The 24,460-nt window shown below is 62.4% G+C and carries 24 protein-coding genes; 7 read left to right on the forward strand and 17 right to left on the reverse strand.

Annotation, left to right across the window (positions count from 1 at the left end; genetic code table 11):
• Positions 1-136: 136 nt before the first annotated feature.
• Complete coding sequence (locus tag ACTJJ6_RS05930; RefSeq protein WP_079452187.1) at positions 137-1,132, reverse strand: DMT family transporter; 996 nt, start codon at positions 1,130-1,132, stop codon at positions 137-139.
• A 172-nt stretch (positions 1,133-1,304) separates the two neighbouring features.
• Here ACTJJ6_RS05930 and pdxR (ACTJJ6_RS05935) point away from each other — a divergent pair, with 172 nt between their 5' ends.
• Positions 1,305-2,771: a MocR-like pyridoxine biosynthesis transcription factor PdxR gene (pdxR, locus tag ACTJJ6_RS05935; protein ID WP_016926869.1), complete on the forward strand. Its 1,467-nt coding sequence runs from the start codon at positions 1,305-1,307 to the stop codon at positions 2,769-2,771.
• Here pdxR (ACTJJ6_RS05935) and ACTJJ6_RS05940 read toward each other — a convergent pair.
• Genes ACTJJ6_RS05940 through ACTJJ6_RS05955 form a run of 4 tightly spaced genes read right to left on the reverse strand, consistent with a single transcriptional unit; the run spans position 2,768 to position 6,422 of the window.
• Positions 2,768-3,268, reverse strand: coding sequence for a protein disulfide oxidoreductase (locus tag ACTJJ6_RS05940; RefSeq protein WP_016926868.1), 501 nt, complete (start codon positions 3,266-3,268; stop codon positions 2,768-2,770). The genes pdxR (ACTJJ6_RS05935) and ACTJJ6_RS05940 overlap by 4 nt on opposite strands.
• The gene (locus tag ACTJJ6_RS05945) at positions 3,261-3,977 is read right to left on the reverse strand and encodes a DsbA family protein (RefSeq protein ID WP_049300074.1); all 717 of its coding nucleotides are present in this window, start codon (positions 3,975-3,977) and stop codon (positions 3,261-3,263) included. The genes ACTJJ6_RS05940 and ACTJJ6_RS05945 overlap by 8 nt, the downstream gene beginning before the upstream one ends.
• Positions 3,974-6,010, reverse strand: a complete 2,037-nt coding sequence (locus ACTJJ6_RS05950; RefSeq protein WP_164053284.1) for a protein-disulfide reductase DsbD family protein — start codon at positions 6,008-6,010, stop codon at positions 3,974-3,976. The genes ACTJJ6_RS05945 and ACTJJ6_RS05950 overlap by 4 nt, the downstream gene beginning before the upstream one ends.
• Before the next feature lie 49 nt (positions 6,011-6,059).
• Positions 6,060-6,422 carry a hypothetical protein gene (locus tag ACTJJ6_RS05955; RefSeq protein ID WP_033639760.1) on the reverse strand — a complete coding sequence of 121 codons (363 nt, stop codon included), beginning with the start codon at positions 6,420-6,422 and terminating at the stop codon, positions 6,060-6,062.
• A gap of 205 nt (positions 6,423-6,627) precedes the next feature.
• Here ACTJJ6_RS05955 and flk point away from each other — a divergent pair, with 205 nt between their 5' ends.
• The gene (flk, locus tag ACTJJ6_RS05960) at positions 6,628-7,656 is read left to right on the forward strand and encodes a flagella biosynthesis regulator Flk (RefSeq protein WP_049300076.1); all 1,029 of its coding nucleotides are present in this window, start codon (positions 6,628-6,630) and stop codon (positions 7,654-7,656) included.
• Between the two features lie 4 nt (positions 7,657-7,660).
• On the opposite strand, the gene ACTJJ6_RS05965 is transcribed toward flk, so the two are convergent.
• Complete coding sequence (locus tag ACTJJ6_RS05965) at positions 7,661-8,116, reverse strand: rhodanese-like domain-containing protein (protein WP_049300077.1); 456 nt, start codon at positions 8,114-8,116, stop codon at positions 7,661-7,663.
• Positions 8,117-8,209: 93 nt separating this feature from the next.
• Here ACTJJ6_RS05965 and pdxR (ACTJJ6_RS05970) point away from each other — a divergent pair, with 93 nt between their 5' ends.
• Positions 8,210-9,643, forward strand: a complete 1,434-nt coding sequence (pdxR, locus tag ACTJJ6_RS05970; protein WP_185976505.1) for a MocR-like pyridoxine biosynthesis transcription factor PdxR — start codon at positions 8,210-8,212, stop codon at positions 9,641-9,643.
• A 27-nt stretch (positions 9,644-9,670) separates the two neighbouring features.
• On the opposite strand, the gene ACTJJ6_RS05975 is transcribed toward pdxR (ACTJJ6_RS05970), so the two are convergent.
• Complete coding sequence (locus tag ACTJJ6_RS05975) at positions 9,671-10,567, reverse strand: endonuclease/exonuclease/phosphatase family protein (protein WP_016926861.1); 897 nt, start codon at positions 10,565-10,567, stop codon at positions 9,671-9,673.
• Positions 10,568-10,784: 217 nt separating this feature from the next.
• Between ACTJJ6_RS05975 and pepT the strand changes: the two genes are divergently transcribed.
• The gene (gene pepT, locus ACTJJ6_RS05980; protein WP_239043722.1) at positions 10,785-12,032 is read left to right on the forward strand and encodes a peptidase T; all 1,248 of its coding nucleotides are present in this window, start codon (positions 10,785-10,787) and stop codon (positions 12,030-12,032) included.
• On the opposite strand, the gene ACTJJ6_RS05985 is transcribed toward pepT, so the two are convergent.
• Entirely contained in the window at positions 12,029-13,141 is a 1,113-nt protein-coding gene (locus ACTJJ6_RS05985; protein WP_079450310.1) for an SLC13 family permease, read from the reverse strand. The two genes, pepT and ACTJJ6_RS05985, sit on opposite strands and share 4 nt — an antisense overlap.
• 152 nt (positions 13,142-13,293) lie before the next feature.
• Here ACTJJ6_RS05985 and apbE point away from each other — a divergent pair, with 152 nt between their 5' ends.
• Entirely contained in the window at positions 13,294-14,328 is a 1,035-nt protein-coding gene (apbE, locus tag ACTJJ6_RS05990) for an FAD:protein FMN transferase ApbE (RefSeq protein ID WP_440803080.1), read from the forward strand.
• A gap of 51 nt (positions 14,329-14,379) precedes the next feature.
• Here the strand turns inward: apbE and ACTJJ6_RS05995 are convergent, their stop codons facing one another.
• Entirely contained in the window at positions 14,380-14,601 is a 222-nt protein-coding gene (locus tag ACTJJ6_RS05995) for a hypothetical protein (protein ID WP_004936201.1), read from the reverse strand.
• Between the two features lie 212 nt (positions 14,602-14,813).
• Positions 14,814-16,034, reverse strand: a complete 1,221-nt coding sequence (fabB, locus tag ACTJJ6_RS06000; protein WP_004936203.1) for a beta-ketoacyl-ACP synthase I — start codon at positions 16,032-16,034, stop codon at positions 14,814-14,816.
• 170 nt (positions 16,035-16,204) lie between these two features.
• Between fabB and mnmC the strand changes: the two genes are divergently transcribed.
• The gene (mnmC, locus tag ACTJJ6_RS06005) at positions 16,205-18,226 is read left to right on the forward strand and encodes a bifunctional tRNA (5-methylaminomethyl-2-thiouridine)(34)-methyltransferase MnmD/FAD-dependent 5-carboxymethylaminomethyl-2-thiouridine(34) oxidoreductase MnmC (protein ID WP_440803077.1); all 2,022 of its coding nucleotides are present in this window, start codon (positions 16,205-16,207) and stop codon (positions 18,224-18,226) included.
• A gap of 41 nt (positions 18,227-18,267) precedes the next feature.
• Here the strand turns inward: mnmC and ACTJJ6_RS06010 are convergent, their stop codons facing one another.
• The 6 genes from ACTJJ6_RS06010 to prmB form a co-directional block, all read right to left on the reverse strand.
• Positions 18,268-18,549, reverse strand: a complete 282-nt coding sequence (locus ACTJJ6_RS06010) for a YfcL family protein (protein WP_016926855.1) — start codon at positions 18,547-18,549, stop codon at positions 18,268-18,270.
• Positions 18,550-18,581: 32 nt separating this feature from the next.
• Entirely contained in the window at positions 18,582-19,139 is a 558-nt protein-coding gene (locus tag ACTJJ6_RS06015; RefSeq protein WP_016926854.1) for an elongation factor P hydroxylase, read from the reverse strand.
• A gap of 80 nt (positions 19,140-19,219) precedes the next feature.
• Positions 19,220-20,026, reverse strand: coding sequence for a sulfite exporter TauE/SafE family protein (locus ACTJJ6_RS06020; RefSeq protein WP_016926853.1), 807 nt, complete (start codon positions 20,024-20,026; stop codon positions 19,220-19,222).
• 3 nt (positions 20,027-20,029) lie between these two features.
• A complete protein-coding gene (gene mepA / locus ACTJJ6_RS06025) occupies positions 20,030-20,857 on the reverse strand; it encodes a penicillin-insensitive murein endopeptidase (protein ID WP_089184865.1) in 828 nt (275 codons plus the stop codon).
• Between the two features lie 5 nt (positions 20,858-20,862).
• Complete coding sequence (gene aroC, locus ACTJJ6_RS06030) at positions 20,863-21,948, reverse strand: chorismate synthase (protein ID WP_004936219.1); 1,086 nt, start codon at positions 21,946-21,948, stop codon at positions 20,863-20,865.
• A 65-nt stretch (positions 21,949-22,013) separates the two neighbouring features.
• Complete coding sequence (gene prmB / locus ACTJJ6_RS06035) at positions 22,014-22,946, reverse strand: 50S ribosomal protein L3 N(5)-glutamine methyltransferase (protein WP_028127753.1); 933 nt, start codon at positions 22,944-22,946, stop codon at positions 22,014-22,016.
• A 170-nt stretch (positions 22,947-23,116) separates the two neighbouring features.
• On the opposite strand from prmB, the gene smrB reads away from it, so the two are divergent.
• Positions 23,117-23,647, forward strand: a complete 531-nt coding sequence (gene smrB / locus ACTJJ6_RS06040) for an endonuclease SmrB (protein WP_004936226.1) — start codon at positions 23,117-23,119, stop codon at positions 23,645-23,647.
• Positions 23,648-23,715: 68 nt separating this feature from the next.
• On the opposite strand, the gene sixA is transcribed toward smrB, so the two are convergent.
• A complete protein-coding gene (gene sixA / locus ACTJJ6_RS06045; protein ID WP_004936230.1) occupies positions 23,716-24,198 on the reverse strand; it encodes a phosphohistidine phosphatase SixA in 483 nt (160 codons plus the stop codon).
• Positions 24,199-24,460: the final 262 nt, after the last annotated feature.

The raw sequence follows: 24,460 nt of genomic DNA on the forward strand, positions 1-24,460 counted from the left end.
GAATAAAAGCCACGGAACGGAGTGTCTGTGGCCGTGTTGTCGTTCACTCAACACGGCCATTCAAGCGATAAGCGCTCGTTTCAATCTCGGGTTATTCATCATTACCGCCTCTCTTGCGAGGCGTAATGCTAACCGATCACGCCTCGGCGGTCTTGCTTTTCAACAGCAGCACCCCGCCCATCACCAACGCGCTGCCCAGCAGCTGCAGCTGATTCATGTTCTCCCCCAGCAGGAAATAGGCGATCACCGCGGTGAACACCAGCTCCAGCGACAGGATCAGGTTGGCTACCGCCAGCGGCAGCGTTTTCAGGCTGATGTTATACAACCCGAAACCCAGCAGCGTCGGCCCGGCGGCCAACGCCAGCAGCAACAGCCAGCCGCTCCACTGAATGCCCTGCGCGCTGTGCGACAGGAACCACAGATCGCCGGCCATGCCGTGGAACGCCGCCAACGGGAACGCCGTCAGCGCCGCATTGAACGCCAGCTGATACAGCGCCGAAAACCCGAACACGTACAGGATGGTGTTCCACACCGGATAGCCGCGTTCGCTGGCCACCCGCCCGCCGAGGGTATACAGGGTATAACCGATGCCCGACAGCATCCCCACCAGCAGCCCCAGCAGATCGAAGTGGCTGTTCCCCATGCTGTCGCCGTTGCTGACCAGGAAGCAGCCGCCCAGGCTGATGGCGATCACCAGCAATTGGCGCAGCGTCAGGCGTTCGCTGTACATCACCCAGCCGAGGAATACGGTAAAGCCCACCGAACAGTAGGTCAGAATGGTCGCCACCGACGCGCCGTTCAGCGCCACCGACAGCGTCCACAGGCTGTTGAACAGCGCCAGCAGCAGCCCGTAAAGCGCGTAGAACACCACCTGCTCACGGCGCAGACGCGCCCACTGCGGTTTCACCAGCAACAGCAGCGGCAACAACACCAACGCCACCAGCGCCGCGCGCCAGAACGCCAGCACGAAGGTCGGCAGGTGGTAATACTCGGTCAGCGCGCGGATGATGATGGCGGTAAAGGCCAGCAGCATGGCGCTGATAATGGCGATGACGTACCCCTGGCTGCTGCCCTGAAAGAGGCGCGCGCCGGGCAGCGCCGGCCGGGCGGAAACGCCTGACGGTAATGACATGAGATCCTCGGAGAAATGGCGACATAAATACTCAGGCACAGAGTGTAACGCGGCCATTTTTTCTCACTATAGCCACTTTGCAGCGTTGTCATGCAGGCCACTTTTGTGCGCTTGAAGCCCTGCTGACATGGGGTATAGTGAAAATATCTCTCCCTAACCGGGCCAATTTCGCATGCACATCCCGTTAGATCGCGAGCAGGACGTTCCGCTCTATTTACAGATCGAAGAAGCGCTGCGGCGCGCCATCCTCACCGGCGTGTTCGTCGATGGCGACAAGCTGCCCTCGACGCGCACGCTGGCGACCGAGCTGGCGGTCAGCCGTTTAACGGTGGATAACGCCTACGCCGAGCTGGCGGCCAAGGGCTTTTTGCATCAGCGGCGCGGCAGCGGCGCCTATGTCGCGCACCCGCAGGCGCAAACGCGCCCGGCCCGCCCGACCAGCGACGCCCCTTTCCCGCTGGAGAGCTTCACCACCCTCACCTCGCGTCTGGACGGCTACGCCGACGCTCCGCTGCCGGAGGGGCTGATCAACTTCGCCGCCGGCGTCGGCAGCCCCAAAATATTTCCGCTGGAGGCGTTTCGCAAAGTGCTGCTGTCGGTGCTCAGCCGCCACGCGGAAGAGGCCTTCAGCTACGGCGAATACTGCGGCTACTATCCGCTGCGCGATACGCTGAGCCGCATCCTCAGCGCCCAGGGCATCCCCACGCAGGCGGAACAGGTGCTGATCACCAACGGTTCGCAGCATGCCATCAGTCTGGTGGTGCAAAGCCTGCTGGCGCCGGGTGATACGGTGATCGTCGAAGAGCCGACCTACGCCGAAGCGCTGGGCCTGCTGCGCCAGCACCGCATCAATATCGTCACCGTGCCCGGCGACCGCCACGGCATGCGGGTGGATTTGCTGCCGGAGTTGTTGGAACGCCACCGCCCCAAACTGATCTACACCATCCCCAACTTCCACAACCCGACCGGCCGTTGCCTGAGCGAGACGCGCCGGCGACGTCTGCTGGCGATCGCCCAACAGGCCGGCGTGGTGATCCTGGAAGACGACTTCGTCGGCGATCTGCGTTATCAAGGCAAACAACTGCCGTCGCTGCGCGCGCTGGCGCAGCCGGGCGCGGTGATCTACGTCAGCACCTTCTCCAAAATGCTGCTGCCCAGCATGCGCATCGGCTATCTGGTGGCGGACAGCGAACACTATCAGCGTTTCGCCAGGCTGAAGCACGTCGACAGCTTCACCAGTTCCAGCCTGATCCAGCGGGCGCTGGACGCGTTCGTCACCGTCGGCCGTTACGATAAGCAGCTGCGGCGCGCCGGGCGCGTCTATCGCCTGCATCTGGAAGTGATGATCGACGCGTTGCAACGGCGGCTGCCGCCGGGGTGCCGTTTCGAAACGCCGCAAGGCGGCTTGTTTATCTGGCTGACGCTGCCCGCGACGGTGACCACCGCCGAACTGATGCCGGCGGCCTGGCGGCACGGTGTCACCTTTGCCCGCGGTGAATGCTTCTATGCGCAGGAACAGCTGGGCGCACACGGCCTGCGGCTAAACTTCGCCGCCAACTCGCCGCCGCAGATTGAAGAAGGTATCGCCCGGCTGTGCCGGGCGATTGAGGAAGTGATAGCGGAGAAAAGCGCCGGTTAGACGGCGGCCCACCACAGCCGCAGCTTCATCCCCCAGTAGCTGGTCCAGCCGGTGGTGCTCTGCACCACCTTGCCCTGCGAGATCACCACGAAGGTCGGCGTCACGCCAATCCGCCACTGCGCCGACAGCGCGCCGGCCGGATCGTTGACCACCGGCAGCGCCAGCCGTTTACGCGCCAGCCACTGTTTCACCTGGGTATCGTCGCCCGAGCGCAGCGCGACGGTCAGCACGTTGCCGCCCTCCGCCTGCAAGCGGGCGACGTCCGGCGTGGTGAAACGGCAAACGCCGCACCAGCTGGCCCAAAAGTAAACCAGCAGCGGCCGCTCATGGCTAAGCTGCGCCAACGACACGCGCTCGCCGTCCAGCGAGGTCAGCGTCTGGGCATCGAAGGCCGGCGGCGCCTGCGGCGCGTTCAGCCAATCCATCACCGTGACCACCGCCAATGCGATCAGCGCCAGCAGCAGCAACTCGCGCCCCCAGCGCTTGAGCTTAGCCATTGTTGGCCTTCGCCAGCTGCTGCTTCACCATCGTTTCCAGCTCTTCATACGACACCGCCCCCGGCAGCATCCGATCGCCGATCAGCGTCGCCGGCGTTCCTTGTACGCCCAGTTGCTCCGCCAACGCCATATTGCTGCGCAGCGTGGTCATGCTCTGTTCGCTCGGCGCCACCGCCTTGACGCCGGTTTTCTCCTGCGCGGCGGCGATGCTGGCATTGTCGTGGAAGCCCTTTTTCGCCATCAGCCGCTGATGCAAGGCCCAGAATTGCTCCGGGTGCTGCTGCCAGGTGGTGAGCGCCACGCGCGCCGAGCTGACCGAACTTTCGCCCTTGAACGGCAGCAGCTTCACCACCAGCGCCACATCCGGGTATTGCTTGACGATCTTCTCCAGCATCGGATCAAACCGCTTGCAGTACGGGCAGTTATAATCGGTAAAGGTCACCAGCGTCAGTTTGGCGTTGGCGGCGCCCAGCCGCGGGCTGGCCGGATCCTGATACAGCGTTTTGGCGTTCTGCTTGATAGCCTGGCTGATTTGCTGGCTGGCGGTTTGCTGCTGCCAGGCGTCCACCGCCTGCGCCAGAATGTCCGGGTTGGACACCAGCGTTTCGCGGATCATCTCTTTGATACGCGCCTCTTGCGCCGGGGTGAAAGGCTCGGCGGCCCACACCGGGGCGGCGATGATCATCAGTAAAATCAGTAGTTTTTTCATTGTTCGGTTCCTTTGGCATGGGAAAGCGTTTGCAGCACGGCGTCACGGGTCAACAGCGGGGATAACACCTCGCCGTCCGGGCTGCCGGGGCCATAGATTTGGTTGAAAGGCACGGCGACGCTGCCGCGCTTTTGCAGGAAGGCGCTGATGTCGGCCGACGGGCGGCTCCAGTCGCCGCGCAGCGCGACCACATCATCGGCGCTCAACGCCCGCTGTATGTCATCGCGCAGCAGCACATTGAATTTGTTGGCTTTGCAGGTCACGCACCAGTCGGCGGTCACGTCGACGAACACCCGCTTATGCTGCGCCAGCGCCTCGGCGATCGCCTGTTCGCTCAGCGGTTGCCACTGCACCCGATCCTGCAAGGGTTGACGCCACAGACCGGCGGTCAGCGAGCCGGCCAGCAAGGCCGCGCCCGCCAGCACCAACGTGCCCGCCGCCAGCTTGGCCGCCAACCGTGCCCCTTGCTGGCGCCACACCGCCAGCAGTAATGCCAGCAACGCCAGCGCCCCCAGCCACAGCGTGGCCTGCGCGCCGATATGATTGCTCAGCAGGCTCAGCAACCACAGCGACGACGCCAGCATCAGTAATCCCATCGCCAGCTTGACGGTATTCATCCAGCGGCCGGGGCGCGGCAACCGCAGCGCCAGCGACGGCCAGGCGGCGATCAGCAGCCACGGCAGACTCATGCCGATGCCGAGCGCGATGAACATGCCCCACAGCACCGGCAGCGACGCCGCCAGCGCGAAGGCCACCGCCGTGCCGAGAAACGGCGCCGAGCACGGCGTCGCCAGCAGCGTGGCGAACGCGCCCTGCCAGAAATGGCCGCTCAGACCGTGCCCGTTATGGGTCGCCAGCGAGGTATTCAGATCGGATGAGAGTCGCAGATGGAACAGGCCGAACAGGTTGGCGCTGAACAGCAGCGTCACCAGCACCATAAAGCCGATAAACCACGGATTCTGGAACTGAATGCCCCAGCCGAGCGCGTGGTTGCCGAGCCGCAGCAACGTCATCAGCAGGGCCAACGCCATAAACGAGGCGACGATGCCCAGCGACGACGCCAGAAACTGCAGACGAACGCTGCGCCGATCGCGCCGCTCCACCTGCAGGATGGAGCCGAGCTTGATGCCCAGCACCGGCAGCACGCACGGCATCAGGTTGAGGATCAACCCGCCCGCCAGCGCCATCAATACCGCCTGCCATAGCGGGAACGCCGCACCGGTCGGCGCGGCCAGCGGCTGGCCGATCGGCAGCGTTATCTGCTGCGCCATACCGCCGTCGTCGATCACCAACGTCAGCGTTTTGCCGCGCAGGTCCGGCGCCGCATCGCCCCAGCCATCGCTGACCGGCACTCGCGCCAACAGCTGAGCGCCGTCGGTCTCGACCTGCGGCTTGCCGAGATCGGCATCCGCCAGCGTATCGAAGAACAGCGCAGGCTGTTGCCAGCCGGCGGCGCGTTCGGCGGAAATCTGCAGCTCGCCGCTGCGATACCCGGCCTTGACGCTTTCCGCCAACCCGGCGGCGATCGGCACCTGCCCCATTGCCTGCGCGAAGTCATGGTTAAACTGCGGATCGTTCGGCGTGGTCAGATCCAGACTGAACGGGTAGTCGGTCAGAATGCAGACGTTGCTGCAGGTGGACAGCGTCAGCGTACCCGCCAGCGGGCCGGACACCTGGCCTGGCATCACGATCGGCAGCGTGACCCGATCGTGATAGCCCTGGGTGGAAATGCCGGCCACCTCGAAACGCTGCGGCGTCGGCCAGTGCCAGGTCGCCGGCGGCGGGTTACCCTGCCAGACGATAGCCGGCGCGATGCCGCCTTCGCCTGGAGAGCGCCAGTAAGTTTTCCAGCCTTTTTGCAGCTCGACCGACAGCAGCAGGCGGGTCTCTCCCGGCTGTGACGTGTCGGCGCGCAGCCGCACCTTGGCATGATCGTTGGCCGGATTTTGCAGCCAGCCGCTGTCCGCCGCCTGCAAGGCAGGCAGCCACAGCATAAACAGGCAAGCGCAGGCCAGCCTGATAATTTTCAACATGTTAATTCTCCATAAATGATTAATTCACCGCGAAAAACGGGCGATTAACTCATTCACGGAAGACGCATAATCGAAGGTGCACCCTGAGGGTGGGCGGTGAAATGGCGCGGGGAGGAGGAATGCGCAGACGCGCGGCAATGGTCGGCGCCAACAGCGCCAGCAGCAGACCCAGCCCGAACAGCACGGTTTCGAACATTACCGGCGGCGCGGCCAGCAATGATTTGGCGCTCAGCTCACAGGGCGTCGGCTGCGCTTCGGCGGCGGCGTCGCTGGATTGCACGGCAGTGGCGGCCGGGATCCCCAGCGTTTGCTGCAGCGCATGCAGGCCCGCCATGCGCTGGGTCATGCACGTCAGCACCACCAGGCAAGCCAGGCATAAAAACCATTTTGCAATCCGCTGCCGTTTAACCATGCCATCCTCATGTTCAGATCTGGGGTTATCTTAGCGACGCAGACGCGTTTAGCAACGTTTTGTCGGTAAAGAAATGTCTGAGCGGCGGTATTGATGGCGGCGATTTACAGGTATCATAGACGGTAAGCCTGCGCTTTTCGCCGGGTACGATGACGATTCTCTCCTCCAGGCACACTGCGGGGATACACAGCGAAGGACTGGTGATATGCAACCTTTGAGTGGGCCGGGCACCCCAATCGCCGGCGAACGCCCCCCCTCCCCGGGCAAAACGGCGGCCACTGACGATCAACCTCTCTCTCCGGCGCAGCGCACGACGCTGGAAAAACTGATCGTGAAAATCATGACGCTCAGCCCGGCCAAATCGGCGGAGATCTGGGCGTCTCTGCGTCACGATCTCGGCGCCGACAAAGGTGGCGAACTGCTGGCGCGCCATTTTCAACCGGCGGAACAGCTGCTGCAAACGCGCCTGACGCAGGCGCAACAAAACCATGCCGGGCGCCAACTGCTGCAACAGCTGGCCGAATTGCTGCCGCAGGGCAATAACCGCCAGGCGGTCAGCGACTTTATTCGCCAGCAGTTCGGCCATACGGTGTTGAGCCAGCTGAGCCCACCGCAATTGCAGCAGGTGCTGAATCTGTTGCAGACCGGCGGCCTGACCATTCCCCAGCCGCAGCAAACCGCCACCAGCGATCGCCCGCTGCTGCCCGCAGAGCATCAAAGCCTGCAGCAGCAGATCACCAAACTCAGCGCCGCGACCGGCGAAGCGCCGGCTAAAATCTGGCAAACGCTGTTCGATCTGGCGGGCGTGAAAACCAACGATCCGCTGCCGGCGCGCCACTTCCAGCTGCTGAACCAGTTTTTACAGGTGAAGGTGGCGCTCAGCCCGCAGAACGCGCCGACGCTGAACAACCTGCTGGCGGCGCTAAAACAGCCGGCGGATGAGCAAGAACTGCAGCAGATGAACGACTATTGCCAGGCGCGCTTCAACTGCGGCGCCAATGCACCGCTGACGCACCCGCAAATGAGCGACGCCATTCATCAGCTGTTTGCCCGCCGTCTGGATAAAGCCGGCCAGGCGCAGCCGATCGCCAGCCACCCTGTCGAACCGCAGCCGCTGCTCAACCCGCTGATCGCCGCTCTGCCTCTGCCGCTGCAGAAAGCGCTCAGCAAGCCGGCCGTGGCGCTGATCCTGTTGCTGTTGGCGTTGGCGGTCGTGCTGGCGCTGGTGTTTTAACGCCTCAGGCGCAGCCGCAGTCCTCAGCAGCCGCCCGATCGCGCAGCGATCCCGGCTGTTCTCCGATGGCCAATGGATGGCCATCGCGCAGCCAGAAGTCCAGCCCGCCGATCAGCTCCTTCACCCTGAATCCCAGTTTCGCCAGCTTGTAAGCGCCTTTGGTGGATCCGTTGCAGCCAATGCCGTCGCAGTAGGTCACATACACCTTTTGACGATCCAGATGCGCCGTGCCGGCTTCATCCATCAGGCGATGCGGCAAGCTGAACGCGCCGGGAATATGCCCGGCGGCGTACAGCGCCTCCGCGCGGGTATCGATCACCACTATCCCGTCCACGCCATTGCGCAGATCTTCCGCCACATCCCAGGCATCCGCATAGCGGCTCAGTTTGGCCGCCAGGTAGGCCAAACTCTCTTCCGGCGCCGCCGGCGGAAAAGCCAGCACCAATGATTCTTTCGACATATCACTTACTCCCGTGCATCAAGACAGATGACAATAGTGCCCCATTTTGGTCTTATGATTGATACCCATTATCCACAGATGATAAGACCCATTATGCGGCACACGCTGATCACGCTGTTTCAGCAATCGCCCCAGGCCGTCGGCACACTGCGCGATCGTTTGTGCGCGGCATTGCGGCAAGCCATCCACCACGGCGCATTGAGCATTGGGCAACGCCTGCCCTCCAGCCGAGTGCTGGCTGGGGATCTGAGCCTCTCAAGGGTGACCGTCGAAGCAGCCTACGGTCAGTTGGAGGCGGAAGGATATTTGCAGCGCCGCGTCGGCCAGGGCACCTTTGTGGCGATTACCATCGCCAAATCACCGCCGCCGGCAGCCGGCTCCGGCTTGCCGCGCCTTTCGCAGCGCGGCCAACAGATCGTGCAAACCGGCGGCTGCCGCGATCCGCAGCAGCCACAGGCGTTTGCCGCCGGCTCGCCGGATCTGCGCGCGTTTCCGCTGGCCTTGTGGAAGCAGTTGACCGCGCAGCGCCTGCGGCTACAGGGGGAAAGCCTGCTGCGCTACGGCGACCCGCAGGGCTATTTGCCGCTGCGTGAAGCGATTGCCGCCCACGTCAACCAAACGCGCGGCGTAATCTGCGATGCAAACCAGGTTATCGTGCTGACCAGTTCGCAGCAGGCGCTGCAGCTGCTCGCCACGTTGCTGCTGGACAGCGGCGACAGCGTCTGGATGGAAGAACCGGGTTACGCCGGGGCGAGAAACGCCTTTATCAGCGCCGGCGCCGCCCTGACGCCGGTGGCGGTAGACGGCGACGGCCTGCACGCTGAGCCCTCCTTGCCCGAGCCGCGTTTGATTTATCTGACGCCCTCGCACCAATACCCAACCGGCGCAGCGCTCAGCCTGGCGCGCCGATTGGCATTGCTGACGCTGGCGGAAAGGCAGCAGGCCTGGATCATTGAGGACGATTACGACAGCGAGTTTCATTACGACGGCCTGCCGATACCGGCGATGCAGGGCCTGGATCGCCGTGGCCGCGTACTGTACCTCGGCACCTTCTCCAAATCGCTGTTCCCTTCGTTGCGGTTGGCGTACCTGATCGTACCGCCCACGCTGGTTGAAGCGTTCGTCACCGCGCGCACGGTGTATGACGGCCACAGCGCGCAGCTGATGCAGGCGGTCACCGCCGAATTCATCCGCCAGGGGCACTTCGCCGCGCATATCCGCTACATGCGCCAACTCTACCATAGCCGGCGCGATGTGTTGCTGGCGGCAGTGCGCGAAAAACTCGGCCACTTCGCCACACCCGCTCCCGCCGCCGGCGGCCTGCAGCTCAGCGTCTGGCTGCCGCCCGGCCAGGAGGCGGCGCTCAGCCGGCAGGCGCGGCGGCTCGGCGTCCTTACGCCCGGGTTAACTGCGCAATACCAAACGGTTCAGGCCCAGCGCGACGGATGGCTGCTGGGCTTTTCGGCCCTGACGCCGGGCGAGATCCGCAGCGCCGTCGAGCGGCTGGCGCGGATCGCCGCGGCTTAGCCCTGCCCCGGAGAGACGCCGGCCGGCTTATTGCTCGGTCAGGCGCATCTCCGCAACCAGCGGCAGGTGATCGCTCACCGCCGGCCAGTGCACGCCGTTCCAATCGCCGCTAGCGTTCGGCACCGTCAGGCTGTCCAGATGCCAACGCTGCGCATTGCCGCTAAAGATGTAATCCACCTTGATTTCGGCGTTTTCCGCCGGCCAGCTGCGGCCGTCCTGCCCGTTGGGCATGATATCGTTCCAATAGCGGCTCAGCTCCAGCCAGGTGACGCTGCCCGGTACGTCGTTCATGTCGCCGAACAGCAGTTTGATGCCGCGCACTTCGATGGTGCGATCGTTCAGCTCCCGTACCTGATCCAGACGCATCGTCGGATCTTCCTTGGTATCGAGGTGGGTGTTGAACAGGGTGATCGGCGTCGGGAACTCCGGCACATCGACCTTGGCGCTGAAGGCGATGCGCTGCTCGCGCTGGCCGGACGGCAACGGATAGATCACGGCATCGTGCAGCGGATACTTCGAGAGAAACGCCAGGCCGTATTCACCGCCGTCGAAATCGATCGCCCGGCCGAACACCGCCTGCATGCCGGTCAGCTTCGCCAGTTCCGCCGCCTGATCGACCCGCCCGCTGCGGGCGGTGAGTTTATCCACCTCCTGCAGCGCCACCACGTCGACGTTCATCGCGCGAATCGCCTTGGCGATGGCGGTCATGTCGCTGACCTTGCCGGCGGCGATATTGAAGCTGGCGACGCGGATCTTCGGCGCCTGTTCCAGTTCGTAGGTTTTGTTCTTCAGGCCGCCCAACGCGCTGGCCACCTCGCGGCTGTTGGCATTGCTGTTGGCGTGCCCGGTATCGGCAGACGACCAGGCGCTGTGAGAGATACCCAGGGACAGTAAGGTGATAAGCAGAGCGTGACCGGTGTGCATGAATTCTCCTTGAGGGACAGATAAGTGTTATGTGGGCGCATCCCGGCCCACAGCTAACACCGATTTTGCCGCAGAAACCTGCGACTATTTCCTAGTTGCACCGCTATTTTTCGTTTCTGCGCGATACTTCGCATTCTGGCGGTTTACGCATTGCGCCGTTGGACAAACGGCTGATTTCGTTTTAAAACCGGTAGATTGCCAACCGCGAGGAGTTCCGATGACCAGCCCGATTGCCGAACAGCTTACCGAACGTTTCTTCCGCTATCTGGCGGTGACCAGCCAGAGTAACGCCGCCGCAGCCACCCTGCCCAGCACGCCGGGGCAGTATGAGATGGCGCAACTGTTGGCGGACGAGCTGCGCCGGCTCGGCCTGGCCGACGTGCAAATCGACGAGCACGCCACCGTGACCGCGCGCAAGCCCGGCACCCAACCCGGCGCGCCGCGCATCGGCTTCATCACGCATATCGACACCGTGGACGTTGGCCTCTCGCCCGAGATTCGCCCGCAGCGCCTGCGCTTCACCGGCGAAGATTTATGTCTGAACGCCGAGCAAGACATCTGGCTGCGGGTCGCCGAGCATCCGGAGATCCTGCCCTACCGGAACGAAGAAATTCTGTTCAGCGACGGCACCAGCGTGCTGGGCGCCGACAATAAGGCGGCGGTCACCGTGGTGATGACGCTGCTGGCCAACCTGACCGCGGCCGATCGCCACGGCGATATCGTGGTGGCGTTCGTGCCGGACGAAGAAATCGGCCTGCGCGGCGCCAAGGCGCTGGATCTGCAGCGCTTCCCCGTCGATTTCGCCTACACCATCGACTGCTGCGAACTGGGTGAAGTGGTATACGAGAATTTCAACGCGGCGGCGGCAGAGATCCGCATCGAGGGAGTGACCGCCCACCCGATGTCGGCGAAAAACGTGTTAATCAACCCAATACGCATCGCCAACGACATCATAAACCGATTCGACGTGCAGGATACCCCGGAGCACACCGAGGGGCGCGAGGGTTATTTCTGGTTCACCGATCTGGCCGCCAACGCCAATCAGGCGACGCTGAAGGTGTCGATTCGCGACTTCGATCGCGCGGCGTTCGAGACGCGCAAGGCCCGCCTTGAGGAGACGGTGTGCCAGGTGGCGGCCAACTATCCGCGCGCCAACGTCAGCTGCAGCGTCAGCGACATCTACAGCAACATCAGCAACGCCATCGGCGAGGACCGGCGCGCTATCGATCTGATCTTCGGCGCCCTCGCCGCCCACGGTATCCCGCCGAAGGTGATCCCGATGCGCGGCGGCACCGACGGCGCGGCGCTCTCCAGCCGCGGCATCCTGACGCCCAATTACTTCACCGGCGCGCATAACTTCCACTCGCGCTTCGAGTTTTTACCCGTCAGCGCCTTCGTGAAATCCTATCAGGTGACCCGCAGCATTTGCCTGCTGGCCGCGCGGCAAAGCGGTAATCAGAGTTAGCTCAACAGCCAGCCGAGCAACGCGGCCCATACCAACAGCGGCAGCGAATAATAGTGGAAGCGCAACCAGATCATGCGCTCCCCCGCCATGCGCAGCGCAATCAGGTTGGCGAGCGATCCGATCGCCAACCCGAAGCCGCCGGCGTTGACCGCATAGGCCAGCTGAGCGCTGGAAGGCACATAGTTGAGCAACAGTATGGTGGCCGGCACGTTGCTGACGATCTGCGACAGCCCAACGCCCAACGCATACACGCCGCCCTCGCTCAGCCCGGCGATGGCGGCGAACGCCGGCTGAAGCGGCGGCAAACGGGTAAACAGGCCGACATCGATGAACATGGCGGCGAACACGAAAATCAGGCTCCAGTCGATCTGCAACAGCACCCGGCGCGCCAGCAGCAAGAAACCGGCGAACACCGCCAACAGCCCATACAACGGCAGATCGAAATCGAGACTCAGCAGGAAAACCGCATACAGCCCTACGCAGCTCAGCAACAGCGGCCGCTGGTAGGGATACCCCTCGGTATTCGGCGCTTTCACAATGTCGCGCGCCGGGAAGCTTAACCAGGTCAGCGCCAGCAAGCTCAACATCATTGCGGCGCCAAACGGCGCCATCTGGCCGATGAAACCGAGGAAAGAGAGGCCGGAGCGGCTCCACAGCAGGATATTTTGCGGGTTACCGATCGGCGTCAGCAACGAACCGGCGTTCACCGCCAGCGCCTGGAAGATGATCAAGCGGCCAACCGGCAGCGCCGACAGCTTTTTCAGCGTGATGGTGAGCGGAATGACGATAAACAGCGCCACATCGTTGGTAAGAAACGACGACAGCAGCGCGGCGGAAAACACCAGGAACAGCGCCAGCCGCCGTTCGCTGAGCAAGCGGTTGATAATCTTGCGGCCGACAAAATCGAAGTAACCGCTGACCTCCACGCCTTTGGTCAGCAGCATCAGCCCCAACAGGGTGATGAGGGTACGGCCGTCGATAAAACCACCCAGCGCTGTCAGCGGTTGCGGATGAAAAGCGAACATCGCCACGCCGGCCAGCAGCAATGCATGCAAGAAGCGATCTTTGATAAAGGGGTGGATAAGCCGAGAAATGGCGGTTGAACTCATGGTGGCTGTGTGAACCTCACCGAAAAGAATGGGCAGACGTTAGCTCAGACGCGGCTTCAGCGCCAGCAAAATGCTATTTTACCTTTATCCGCTTTTCATTTGCCGCGCTTTACTTTATTTGTAGCGGCTTTCTCGTTTTCAAAGGACATGTTATGGCTTCCCTGTTCGCCAAAGGGGCGTTGCTGAGCGCCTTATGCGCCCTGCTCGCCGCCTGCGACAATGCCTCCTCCTCCCGCCCGCAAATCGATATCGACGGCAAGACCATGGGCACCTTCTACAGCGTTAAGGTCAGCGGTGACATCGCGATCGGCAAACAAGAGCTGCAGCGGCAGATCGACACGGTGCTCGAACGGGCCAACGACGATATCTCTACCTACCGCGCCGATTCGGTGCTGTCGCGGTTTAACCGCAGCGCCAGCCTCGGGGCGCAGCCGATCCCACGCGGCATGGCGGACATCGTGTTAATGGCTCAACGCATCGGCCGCGATACCGGCGGCGCCATGGATATCACCGTCGGCCCGCTGGTGAACCTGTGGGGATTCGGCCCAGACAAACATCCGGTCAAGGTGCCGGAACAGGCGCAGATCGACGCGGCGAAGCAGCGCACCGGCCTGCAGCACCTGAAGCTGATCAGCGACAACCGCGGGGAGTGGCTGCAAAAAGATCTGCCGGACATGTATGTCGATCTCTCGACGCTGGGCGAAGGCTATGGCGCGGATGAGTTGGTGCGCCTGATGAACCGCAACGGCATTACCAACTACCTGGTATCGGTCGGTGGCGCGGTCTCTTCGCGCGGCGTCAACGGCCAGGGCAAACCCTGGCGGGTGGCGATCCAAAAGCCGACCGATCGTGAAAATGCGGTGCAGGCGCTGGTTGATCTGCACGGTTACGGCATCAGCACCGCCGGCAGCTACCGCAACTACTTTGAACAAAACGGCCAGCGCTACTCCCATGTCATCGATCCGACCACCGGCAGGCCGATCAACCACCGGCTGGTTTCCGCCACGGTGATCGCCCCGACCGCGCTCGAGGCCGACGGCTGGGATACCGGTCTGATGGTGCTGGGCACGGAGAAAGCGTTGCAGCTCGCGGAAGAGAAAGGGCTGGCGGTCTACCTGATCAGTAAAACCGACGACGGTTTCAGCGCCGTGATGACGCCGCAGTTCAAAGCGTTTTTGGTGCAGTGAGATAAAAAAGCCCGGCACGCCATGGCCGGGCTTAGTCCTGTTCCGCGCCGATCACTTGGTCAGCGCGATGATGCCGAGGGTCAGACCGGCAACCGCCGCCGCGCCGCCGGCGATCGCGCCCGCGGTTTCCCAGTTATCCTGAGTGGTGCCCTTCATACAGGTGTTGGTATGCACCAGACGCCCCTGGTCATCGTAGACCGGCACGCAGGGAGAATCGGTGGCGCATCCGGCCAACACGGCCGACAGTAACCCAACCGCAATTAACTTTTTCATACTTCTTGCCTCAATGTTCGATCACTTTATAAAGCTACGCCGAGCGATAATCACGCTACCAGGCTATTGTATGCCCAACGCGTGTAATGGCGAGGTAATGATGTGTCAGGGGATGTGATTTGGGAAAACTCCGAGCGCCCGGCAAGTGGGCTTTGAGCAATAAAAAGCCCGCGAAAACGCGGGCTTGATGGCGAGGTGAGGCTCAGGCGGGATTATTTCGCCAGTTTGCGCATCACCAGGGTGGCGTTGGTGCCGCCGAAGCCGAAGCTGTTGGACATCACGGTGGTCAGCTCGCGCTGAGTCGGCTGAGTCACGATGTTCATGCCGACCGCCTGCTCATCCAGCGTTTCGATGTTGATGCTCGGTGCGATAAAGCCGTGCTCCAGCATCAACAGGCTGTAGATCGCTTCCTGCACGCCCGCGGCGCCCAGCGAGTGACCGGTCATCGCCTTGGTGGAGGAGATAGCCGGGGTATTGTCGCCGAACACTTCGCGAATGGCGCCCAGTTCTTTCACGTCGCCCACCGGTGTGGAGGTGCCGTGCACGTTGATGTAGTCGATCGGCGCGTCCAGATCCTGCATCGCCATCTTCATGCAGCGCACTGCGCCTTCGCCCGAAGGTGCAACCATGTCGGCGCCGTCGGAAGTCGCGCCGTAGCCGACGATTTCTGCGTAGATGTGCGCGCCGCGCGCCAGCGCGTGCTCCAGTTCTTCAACCACCACCATGCCGCCGCCGCCGGCGATGACGAAACCGTCACGATCGGCGTCGTAGGTGCGGGAGGCTTTTTCCGGCGTGTCGTTGTACTTGGTGGACAGCGCGCCCATCGCATCGAACTCGCAGGCCATTTCCCAGCACAGCTCTTCGCCGCCGCCGGCGAACACGATGTCCTGTTTGCCCAGCTGGATTTGCTCAACCGCGTTGCCGATGCAGTGTGCGGAGGTCGCGCAAGCGGAGCTGATGGAGTAGTTCACGCCGTGGATTTTGAATGGCGTCGCCAGGCAGGCGGAAACGCCGGAAGCCATGGCTTTGGTGACCACGTACGGGCCAACCGCTTTCAAGCCGCGCGGGCTGCGCATCGCATCGGCGCCGAACACCTGGAAACGCGGAGAACCGCCGCCGGAACCGGCGATCAGGCCTACGCGCGGGTTGTTTTGATACTCTTCTTCCTTCAAACCGGAAGACGCGATCGCTTCTTGCATCGCCAGGAAGGCATAAATGGAAGCATCGCTCATGAAACGCACCGCCTTGCGGTCGATCAGGCCGGTCGTGTCGAGCTTAACTTGCCCCCATACGTGACTACGCATGCCGGAATCTTTCAGTTCCTGGGAGAAAGTGATCCCAGAACGTCCTTCCTGCAGGCTCGCCAGGACCTCCTGCTGGTTATTACCAATGCTGGAGACAACTCCCAGGCCAGTAATCACTGCACGTTTCATTCAATACCTCTTCCACTATTTACCTACGGGATTTTGCATCGCACTTTAGCGTACAGATGTAAGCCGAACAAGTCCGATCAGCGTTTTTCAGCTTTATTGTTGTCCAGTTTGCGCCAAGGCGCCAGCGCCGTTAGAATTCGCGGCATCCCTTGAATTTCGAGCCATTGACCGTGAACCATGCCCCCATCCAAACCGCAACGCTAACCTGGAACGAACAGGGTACACCTGTTTCGAAACAGTTTGATGACGTCTATTTTTCCAATCAGGATGGGCTGGAAGAAACCCGTTATGTCTTCCTGCACGGCAATCGGCTGCCGCAGCGTTTCGCCGTCCACCCGCGCTCGCTGTTTGTCGTGGCGGAAACCGGGTTTGGCACCGGGCTCAATTTCCTCACGCTATGGCAGGCCTTCGCCGGCTTTCGCCAGGCCGAGCCGGACGCAACGCTGCAGCGCCTGCACTTTATCAGCTTCGAAAAATTTCCCCTGCAGCAGGCTGACCTAGCGGCGGCGCATGCGCGCTGGCCGGAGCTGGCGCCTTACGCCGACGAACTACGCGCCCAATGGCCGCTGCCGTTGCCGGGTTGCCATCGCCTGCTGTTAGCCGAAGGCCGCATTACGCTCGATCTGTGGTTCGGCGACGTCAACGATTTGCTGCCGCAGTTTGACGCCAGCATGAATAACCAGGTGGATGCCTGGTTCCTCGACGGCTTCGCGCCGGCAAAAAATCCCGACATGTGGACCGATCAACTGTTCGCCGCCATGGCGCGTTTCGCCCGGCCGGGAGGCAGCTTCGCCACCTTTACCGCCGCCGGCTTCGTGCGCCGCGGCTTGCAGCAGGCCGGTTTTCAGGTCAACCGCTGCAAAGGCTTCGGCCAAAAACGTGAAATGCTCGCCGGCGAGCTCCCGGCCGATGCGCAGCCCGCCGCACACCCAGCGCCCTGGTATCGACGCCCGGCGGCGGACAACACCGCCGACATCGCCCTGATCGGCGGCGGCGTCGCCAGCGCGCTCACTGCGCTGGCCTTGCTGCGGCGCGGCGCCACCGTCACGCTGTACTGCGCCGATGAACAGGCGGCCGAAGGCGCATCCGGCAACCGCCAGGGCGCGATTTATCCTTTGCTGAACGGCAGCGGCGACGCGCTGGAGAGTTTCTTCAGCGCCGCGTTTCCCTTCGCCCGCCGCCAATACGACGCCCTGTTGCAACAAGGCGTCGCCTTCGATCACCAGTGGTGCGGCGTCAGCCAGTTGGCCTATGACGAAAAGAGCAGCGCCAAGATCGCCAATATGCTGAAAACCGACTGGCCGCAGCCCTTGGCGATGGCGGCCGACCGCGAGACGCTCAGCGAACGCTGCGGCGTCGATACCGGCTTTGGCGGCATCACCTACCCGCTAGGCGGCTGGCTGTGCCCGGCCGAGCTGACGCGCGGCGCTATCGCGCTGGCGCAGCGCCAGGGCTTGGTCTGCCGCTACCGGCACGATGCAAAGATGCTGACGCAGGAAGAAAACGGCTGGCGCATCGATTTCGCCAACGGCGACAGCCGGCGCCATGCGACGGTGATCCTGGCCAACGGCCATCGGTTGGCCGAGCTGGCGCCGACGGAAGCCCTGCCGCTGTATTCGGTACGCGGGCAGGTGTCGCATATCCCGACCTCGCCGGCCCTCGGTCAACTGAAGCAAGTCTTGTGCTACGACGGCTACCTGACGCCGATTAATGCCAACAACGGCCAGCACTGCATTGGCGCCAGCTATCAGCGCGGCGACATTGCCACCGACTACCGCGAGCAGGAGCAACAGGAAAACCGCGAGCGCCTGCTGCGCTGCCTGCCGGAGCAGGCCTGGCCGCAGCAGGTGGACGTCAGCGCACGCCAGGCGCGCTGCGGCGTGCGCAGCGCCACCCGCGATCATCTGCCGATGGTCGGCGCGCTGCCGGACTATCAGGCCACGCTGACGCAGTATCAGGATTTGCAGCGGCAAAATCAGCGCGGCGAAACCGTCGCCGATGCGCCGGTCTATCCCGGCCTGTTCGCTATCGGCGGATTAGGCTCGCGCGGGCTGAGCTCGGCGCCGCTGGCGGCGGAAATTTTGGCGGCGCAGCTGTTCGGCGAGCCGTTGCCGGGCGATGCGCGCCTGCTGGCGGCGTTGAATCCGAATCGGATGTGGGTGCGGAAATTACTGAAGGGATGTGCGGTTTAATCAACCCGGAGGGGCGCGGCGATCGCGCCCCGGCATAGCGGTCAGGCGGCAGGGGTGGCAGCCTGATAGAGGTTTTCCCACATGCCGCGCACCAGGATCTGATCCGGCGGCGAAAGTTCACCGGCGGCGATCGCCTTGTGCAGGCTCTCCTCCACCCGCGCTTTCAGCGCTTCAGCGGTGTGTTCGCCCTGCTCTTCCGCTTCGGCCACCGCCAGCGTCAGATGACCGCGCAGGTAGCCACCGGCAAACAGTTCATCATCGCTGGCGTGCTCTACCATGTCATCAATCAGCGCCAAAATGCGCGCTTCAAATTCTGCGATCATCAAATTTCCTCATTAAATAACGGACTGTGGCGTCAGTTGAGATCTTCCGGGTACGGAAAATGCTCGGCCGCCAACGGTGGCGTATTGTAGAACGATTGCAGCGCCTGAATAAAGCGCGCAGGCCTTGTGGGTATTCCCTGCTCCAGCAGCGTCAATACCCGGTCGCGCACCTTGCGTTGGAACGCAATGCGATCCGGCTCGCAGTCGCCATTCAGGTTGTCGCAGCTGACGTTAAACGGGAAACCGGCCGCCACACAGAACATCCATTCCAGCGCCTGTGGTTTTATCTCCACGGCTTCGAATTCGCTCTGGGTCTGCGCGTCGCGCCCGTCCGGGCAATACCAATAACCGAAGTCCACCAATTGACGGCGCGCTTCACCGGCGATGCACCAGTGCGAGATTTCGTGCAGGCCGCTGGCGTAAAAACCGTGGGCGAACACGATGCGGTGATACGGCAGTTCATCGTCGGCCGGCAGGTAAATGGGTTCGTCGTCGCCCTTCACCAGGCGAGTGTTGTAGTCATCGCTGAAGCAGCGATTGAAGATCTCGATCAGCTGTTCATAGCGATGACGGGTCTGCGTGTCTGACATAAAAACTCTATAACCACAAAAACAAAGAGGCCATTATACCCGATAAGACAGGGCGCGTAAGCAACGCCCCCTTTTCATCTTTAACCGTGCATCAAGGCGGTCAACCACTGCTGAATTTCCGCGCCGTGATTGTCGTACAGCAGCTTGAGGCTCATCACCAGCGAAACGATCACGATCATCGGCCGAATCAATTTCTGGCCGCGGGTCAGCACCATGTGCGCGCCCAGACGCGCCCCCAGCACCTGCCCCACCAACATCACCAGACCGATGCTCCACACCACCTTGCCGCCGATGATGAACAGCGCCAACCCGCCGACGTTGGAGGTAAAGTTCAGCACTTTGGCGTGCGCCGTGGACTTGGCGAGGTTGAAACCGCACAGCGTCACGTAGGCCAACGCGTAGAATGAACCGGCGCCGGGGCCGAAAAAGCCGTCGTAAAACCCGACGCAACCACCGGCCACCAGCCCGAACGGCAAGGCGCCAAGGCGGCGTTGACGATCTTCCTCCCCCAGTCGCGGCATCAACAAGAAATAGAGACCGATGCCGATCACCAGCAGCGGCAACATCTGCCGCAGCAAATCGGCGCGCATATGCTGCACCAAAATGGCGCCGGCGATCGAGCCGATCAGCGTCAGAAAAATCGTCAGCTTCTGGTCGTTGAGATTCACCGCTCGCCGACGAATGAAGTACAGACTGGCGGAGAAGGAGCCGCCGACCGACTGCAACTTATTGGTCGCCAGCGCCTGCGCCGGAGGAACCCCCACCGCCAGCAGGGCCGGCACCGTCAGCAACCCGCCGCCGCCGGCAATGGAGTCGATAAACCCCGCCAGCAGCGCTACCGCAAACAACACCCCGAGCATCTCGGGGCCAATGACGAACCAGTCCATGTGTTATTCCGCTGAGAAATGGTGATCCAGCAATGCCTGACAGGTCGGCGGTAACGGCGGCGGCACGGGTTTGCCCGGCTTCGCGTTCGGCTGATGCGGTACGAACCAGCTCGCCAGTTCGGCGCCGCAGCCGTCGCCCGGCGGCGGCGTATCCTGCTCCTGGCACTCCAGGCTGCCGGCCGGACAACGCAGACGCACGTGCATGTGCGCACGGTGGCCGAACCACGGCCGCACCTTGTGCAACCAGGCCCGATCGGCGCCGGCATCCAGGCACAGGCGCTGCTTGATCGCCGGATTGACGAAGATGCGCGTCACCTCCGCATCCTGTGCCGCCAGCTTAATCAGCGACTCAATTTGCGGTTGCCATTGGCGCGCCACCACCTGCTTGCCGTCGCCCGACACCAGGTCGATCGGCTGCGGCTTCAGCAATTGCTGCGCGCTCCAGCGTTGGCGCGGCAACTGCAGCCAGATGTCGACATCGAGCCCCGACTGGTGGCTGGCGTGGCCGCTGCTGAAGCGCCCGCCGGCCGGCATCGCCATGTCGCCGATCAGCACCGTGCCCAGCGCTTTCTGATTCGCCTGGCTGCTGAGACGCTGAATGAACGCCAGCAGATCCGGGTGGCCAAAATAGCGGCGCTGGTCGGTACGCATCACCTGGTAGTTCGGTGAGTTCAGCGGCAGCGGCTGCGCGCCGATGACGCAACCGTTGGCGAAACCGCCCACCGCCTGCGGCGCGCCGGCCACCGGATGGTCGATTTTCTGCCACGGCGTCAGCGCCATGGCGGAAGCGGAGGCCGTCAGGGCCACCAGGCCCAACATCCAGTTTTTCATGGCGATTACCAGCGCGGTACGTCGGAAACCACATCACCGTTTTGCGCGCGCTGGCGCAGCAGGTGATCCATCAACACGATCGCCATCATCGCTTCGGCGATCGGCACGGCGCGGATGCCCACGCACGGATCGTGGCGACCGCGGGTGACCATTTCCACCGCTTCGCCCTGGCGATTGATGGTGCGGCCCGGCACCATGATGCTGGAGGTCGGCTTCAGCGCCAGATGCGCAATCACCGGTTGGCCGCTGCTGATGCCGCCGAGAATGCCGCCGGCATGGTTGCTTTGGAAGCCTTCCGGGGTGATTTCATCGCGGTTTTCGCTGCCGCGTTTGGTCACCACGGCGAACCCGTCGCCGATCTCCACGCCTTTCACCGCGTTGATGCTCATCAGCGCGTGCGCCAGATCGGCATCGAGGCGGTCAAACACCGGCTCACCCAGGCCAACCGGCACGTTTTCAGCGATCACGCTGACCTTGGCGCCGATGGAGTCACCCTCTTTTTTCAGCGCGCGCATCAGTTCGTCCAGCGCTTCCAGCTTGTCCGGATCCGGGCAGAAGAACGGGTTCTGTTCGACCTGATCCCAGTCTTTCAGCTCGCAGGTCACGTCGCCGATCTGCGCCAGATAGCCGCGCACCTGCACGCCGAACTTCTGCTGCAGGTATTTCTTGGCGATAGCGCCCGCCGCGACGCGCATGGCGGTTTCACGCGCCGAAGAGCGGCCGCCGCCACGATAGTCGCGCAGACCGTATTTCTGTTCGTAGGTGTAGTCGGCATGCCCCGGACGGAACACGTCTTTGATGGCGCTGTAGTCTTGCGAGCGCTGATCGGTGTTTTCAATGATCAGACCGATGCTGGTACCGGTGGTCACGCCTTCGAATACGCCGGAGAGAATACGCACCTGATCCGGTTCGCGACGCTGGGTGGTGTAACGCGAGGTGCCCGGACGACGGCGGTCCAGATCGTGTTGCAAATCGGCTTCGGTAAGCGGGATGCCTGGCGGCACGCCGTCGACGATACAACCCAGCGCCACCCCGTGAGATTCACCGAAGGTGGTGACGCGGAAAATCTGCCCAATACTGTTTCCTGCCATCACGGCTCCTTACCGTTAGTCTTTTATCGTTATGAGGCCCGCCATACGGGCCTTGGAAATGCGGCTTAGCTGCGATAGAGGCTGAAGTGTTCCTTGCAATCCACCAACTGCTGTTTGGTCAGCATGAACACGCCGTCGCCGCCGTTTTCGAACTCCAGCCAGGTGAACGGAATGTCCGGATATTGTTCCATCAGATGTACCATGCTGTTGCCCACTTCACAAATCAGCACGCCGTCGTCGGTCAGGTAGTCCGGCGCGCAGGCCAGGATGCGGCGCACCAGCTTCAGGCCATCGCTGCCCGCCGCCAGGCCCAGTTCCGGCTCAAAGCGGAACTCCTGCGGCAGATCCGACATGTCTTCCGCATCGACGTACGGCGGGTTGGTGACGATCAGATCGTACTGGATCGCGGGAACATCGCGGAACAGATCGGAACGGATCGGGATCACCTGATGTTCGACGCCGTGCGCCTGAATATTGCGCTCGGTTACCGCCAGCACTTCGCTGGAGATGTCCACCGCGTCCACTTCCGCTTCCGGGAAAGCGTAGCCGCAGGCGATGGCGATGCAGCCGCTGCCGGTGCACATGTCGAGGATATGGCGCGGCGGGTGCGGGATCAGCGCGCTGAAACGATCGTTGATCAGCTCGCCGATCGGCGAACGCGGCACCAGCACGCGCTCGTCGACGTAGAATTCCATGCCGCAGAACCAGGCCTTGTTGGTCAGGTAAGCGACCGGGATGCGTTCGTTGACGCGGCGGATCACGCGCTCAACGATGCGATGGCGCTCGCTGGAAGTCAGACGGGCGGTGTGCATATCCTCCGGAATGTCCAACGGCAGGAACAGGCTTGGCAGCACCAATTGCACCGCTTCGTCCCACGGATTATCGGTTCCGTGACCATAATAGATATTGGCGGCGTTGAAGCGGCTTACCGTCCAGCGCAGCATATCTTGAATGGTGTGCAGTTCGTTCACTGCTTCGTCGACGAAAATTTTGTCCAATTTGCCCTCCGGCAGGCGCTGTGTTTCATGATTTAGCCGCATAGTTTGCCATGAAGCCCGCGACAAATCACGCTTGCCCCTCGCGCTTTTCACTCTGGCCCGAGTTTTGCGTCGACAGCGCTCATTCACAAGGTAAACTAGCGAAATAAACGATTTCCGGTGAATGAAGCATGAAGAACAAGCCCCCTCTGAGCAAAGACGAACAACAGCTCTTCAGAGAGTCGGTGGCGGGCGCGAAAAAGCTGCGCCAGGACACCATCGTCCACCGCCCGCCGAAGCCCAAGGTCAAACAGATTGCGCCGCAGCGATTGCTGCAGGAGCAGGTCGATGCCAGCTATTATTTTTCAGATGAATACCAGCCGCAGTTGGAAGAGGAAGGCCCGACGCGCTACGTGCGCCCCGGCAGCAGCCCGTATGAGCTGAAGAAGCTGCGACGCGGCGATTATTCGCCGGAACTGTTTCTTGATTTGCACGGCCTGACCCAGCTGCAGGCCAAGCAGGAGCTGGGGGCGCTGATCGCCGCCTGCAAACGCGAGCACGTGCACTGCGCCTGCGTGATGCACGGGCACGGCAAGCACATCCTCAAACAGCAAACGCCGCTGTGGCTGGCGCAACATCCCGACGTGCTGGCGTTCCACCAGGCGCCGAAGGAATGGGGCGGCAACGCCGCCATCCTGCTGTTGGTGGAACTGGCCGAGTAGTTCCTGCAAAAACGACTCAGGGCGATGTCAGACATCGCCCTGAGTTTATTCCGCACCGCATCCGCGGTTCACACTTTGGCCATCACCTGCGACGGGCTGACCTGCCATTCAAACTTGCCGTAGCTGCCGTCGGCCGGCAGATCGACGTTGGCAATCGCCGAGGTCGCGAACATCGGCGGGCACTCGCCCGGGCACAGTTCAGCCACCAGATACCCCACCAGCGGCAGGTGCGACACGATCAGCACCGAGCTCACCCCTTGCATCGCAAGCGCCTGAAGATAGCTGCCAACCTGTTCGGCGTTGCCGCCCGGCGTCAGCTCGGGCAGCACTTCTTCGCCCTCCGGCAGCGTCAAGGCTTCACGCACCGTCGCCAGCGTCTGTTCGGCCCGCAGATAGGGGCTGACCAGCACGCGTTCAATATCCACAGACTTGGTGTTCAACCAGGCCGCCATCTGACGGGACTCGTCGCGGCCACACAGGGTAAGGGGCCTTACCGCATCGCTGGCTGCCTCGAGCGCCGCCTCTCCGTGACGCATAATCAAAACTTGCATATTGCACCGCTGTTGTTGACAAAGTAACGCTATACAGAAACGCCGTGCGTGCTGTACCGCCGAGTTTTCCAACCCAAAGCCAAAGCTTTAAAACGATAACGCGCCGTCTCTTTATGGCGGCCGGGCATTTTGCCTGAAAGTTTGCCTAAAGAAAATGCTGTTTTTTACAGCAACCCTCCCCTGGCAAACCTCGATTGCTCACAGAACAATCAATTCAACGGGTTAAATTTTAACCTTGCCGCCATGAAATTTATTGATGACG

Origin of the sequence: Serratia sp. 22278 (assembly GCF_052045405.1) — a bacterium.
GTDB lineage: Bacteria > Pseudomonadota > Gammaproteobacteria > Enterobacterales > Enterobacteriaceae > Serratia > Serratia marcescens.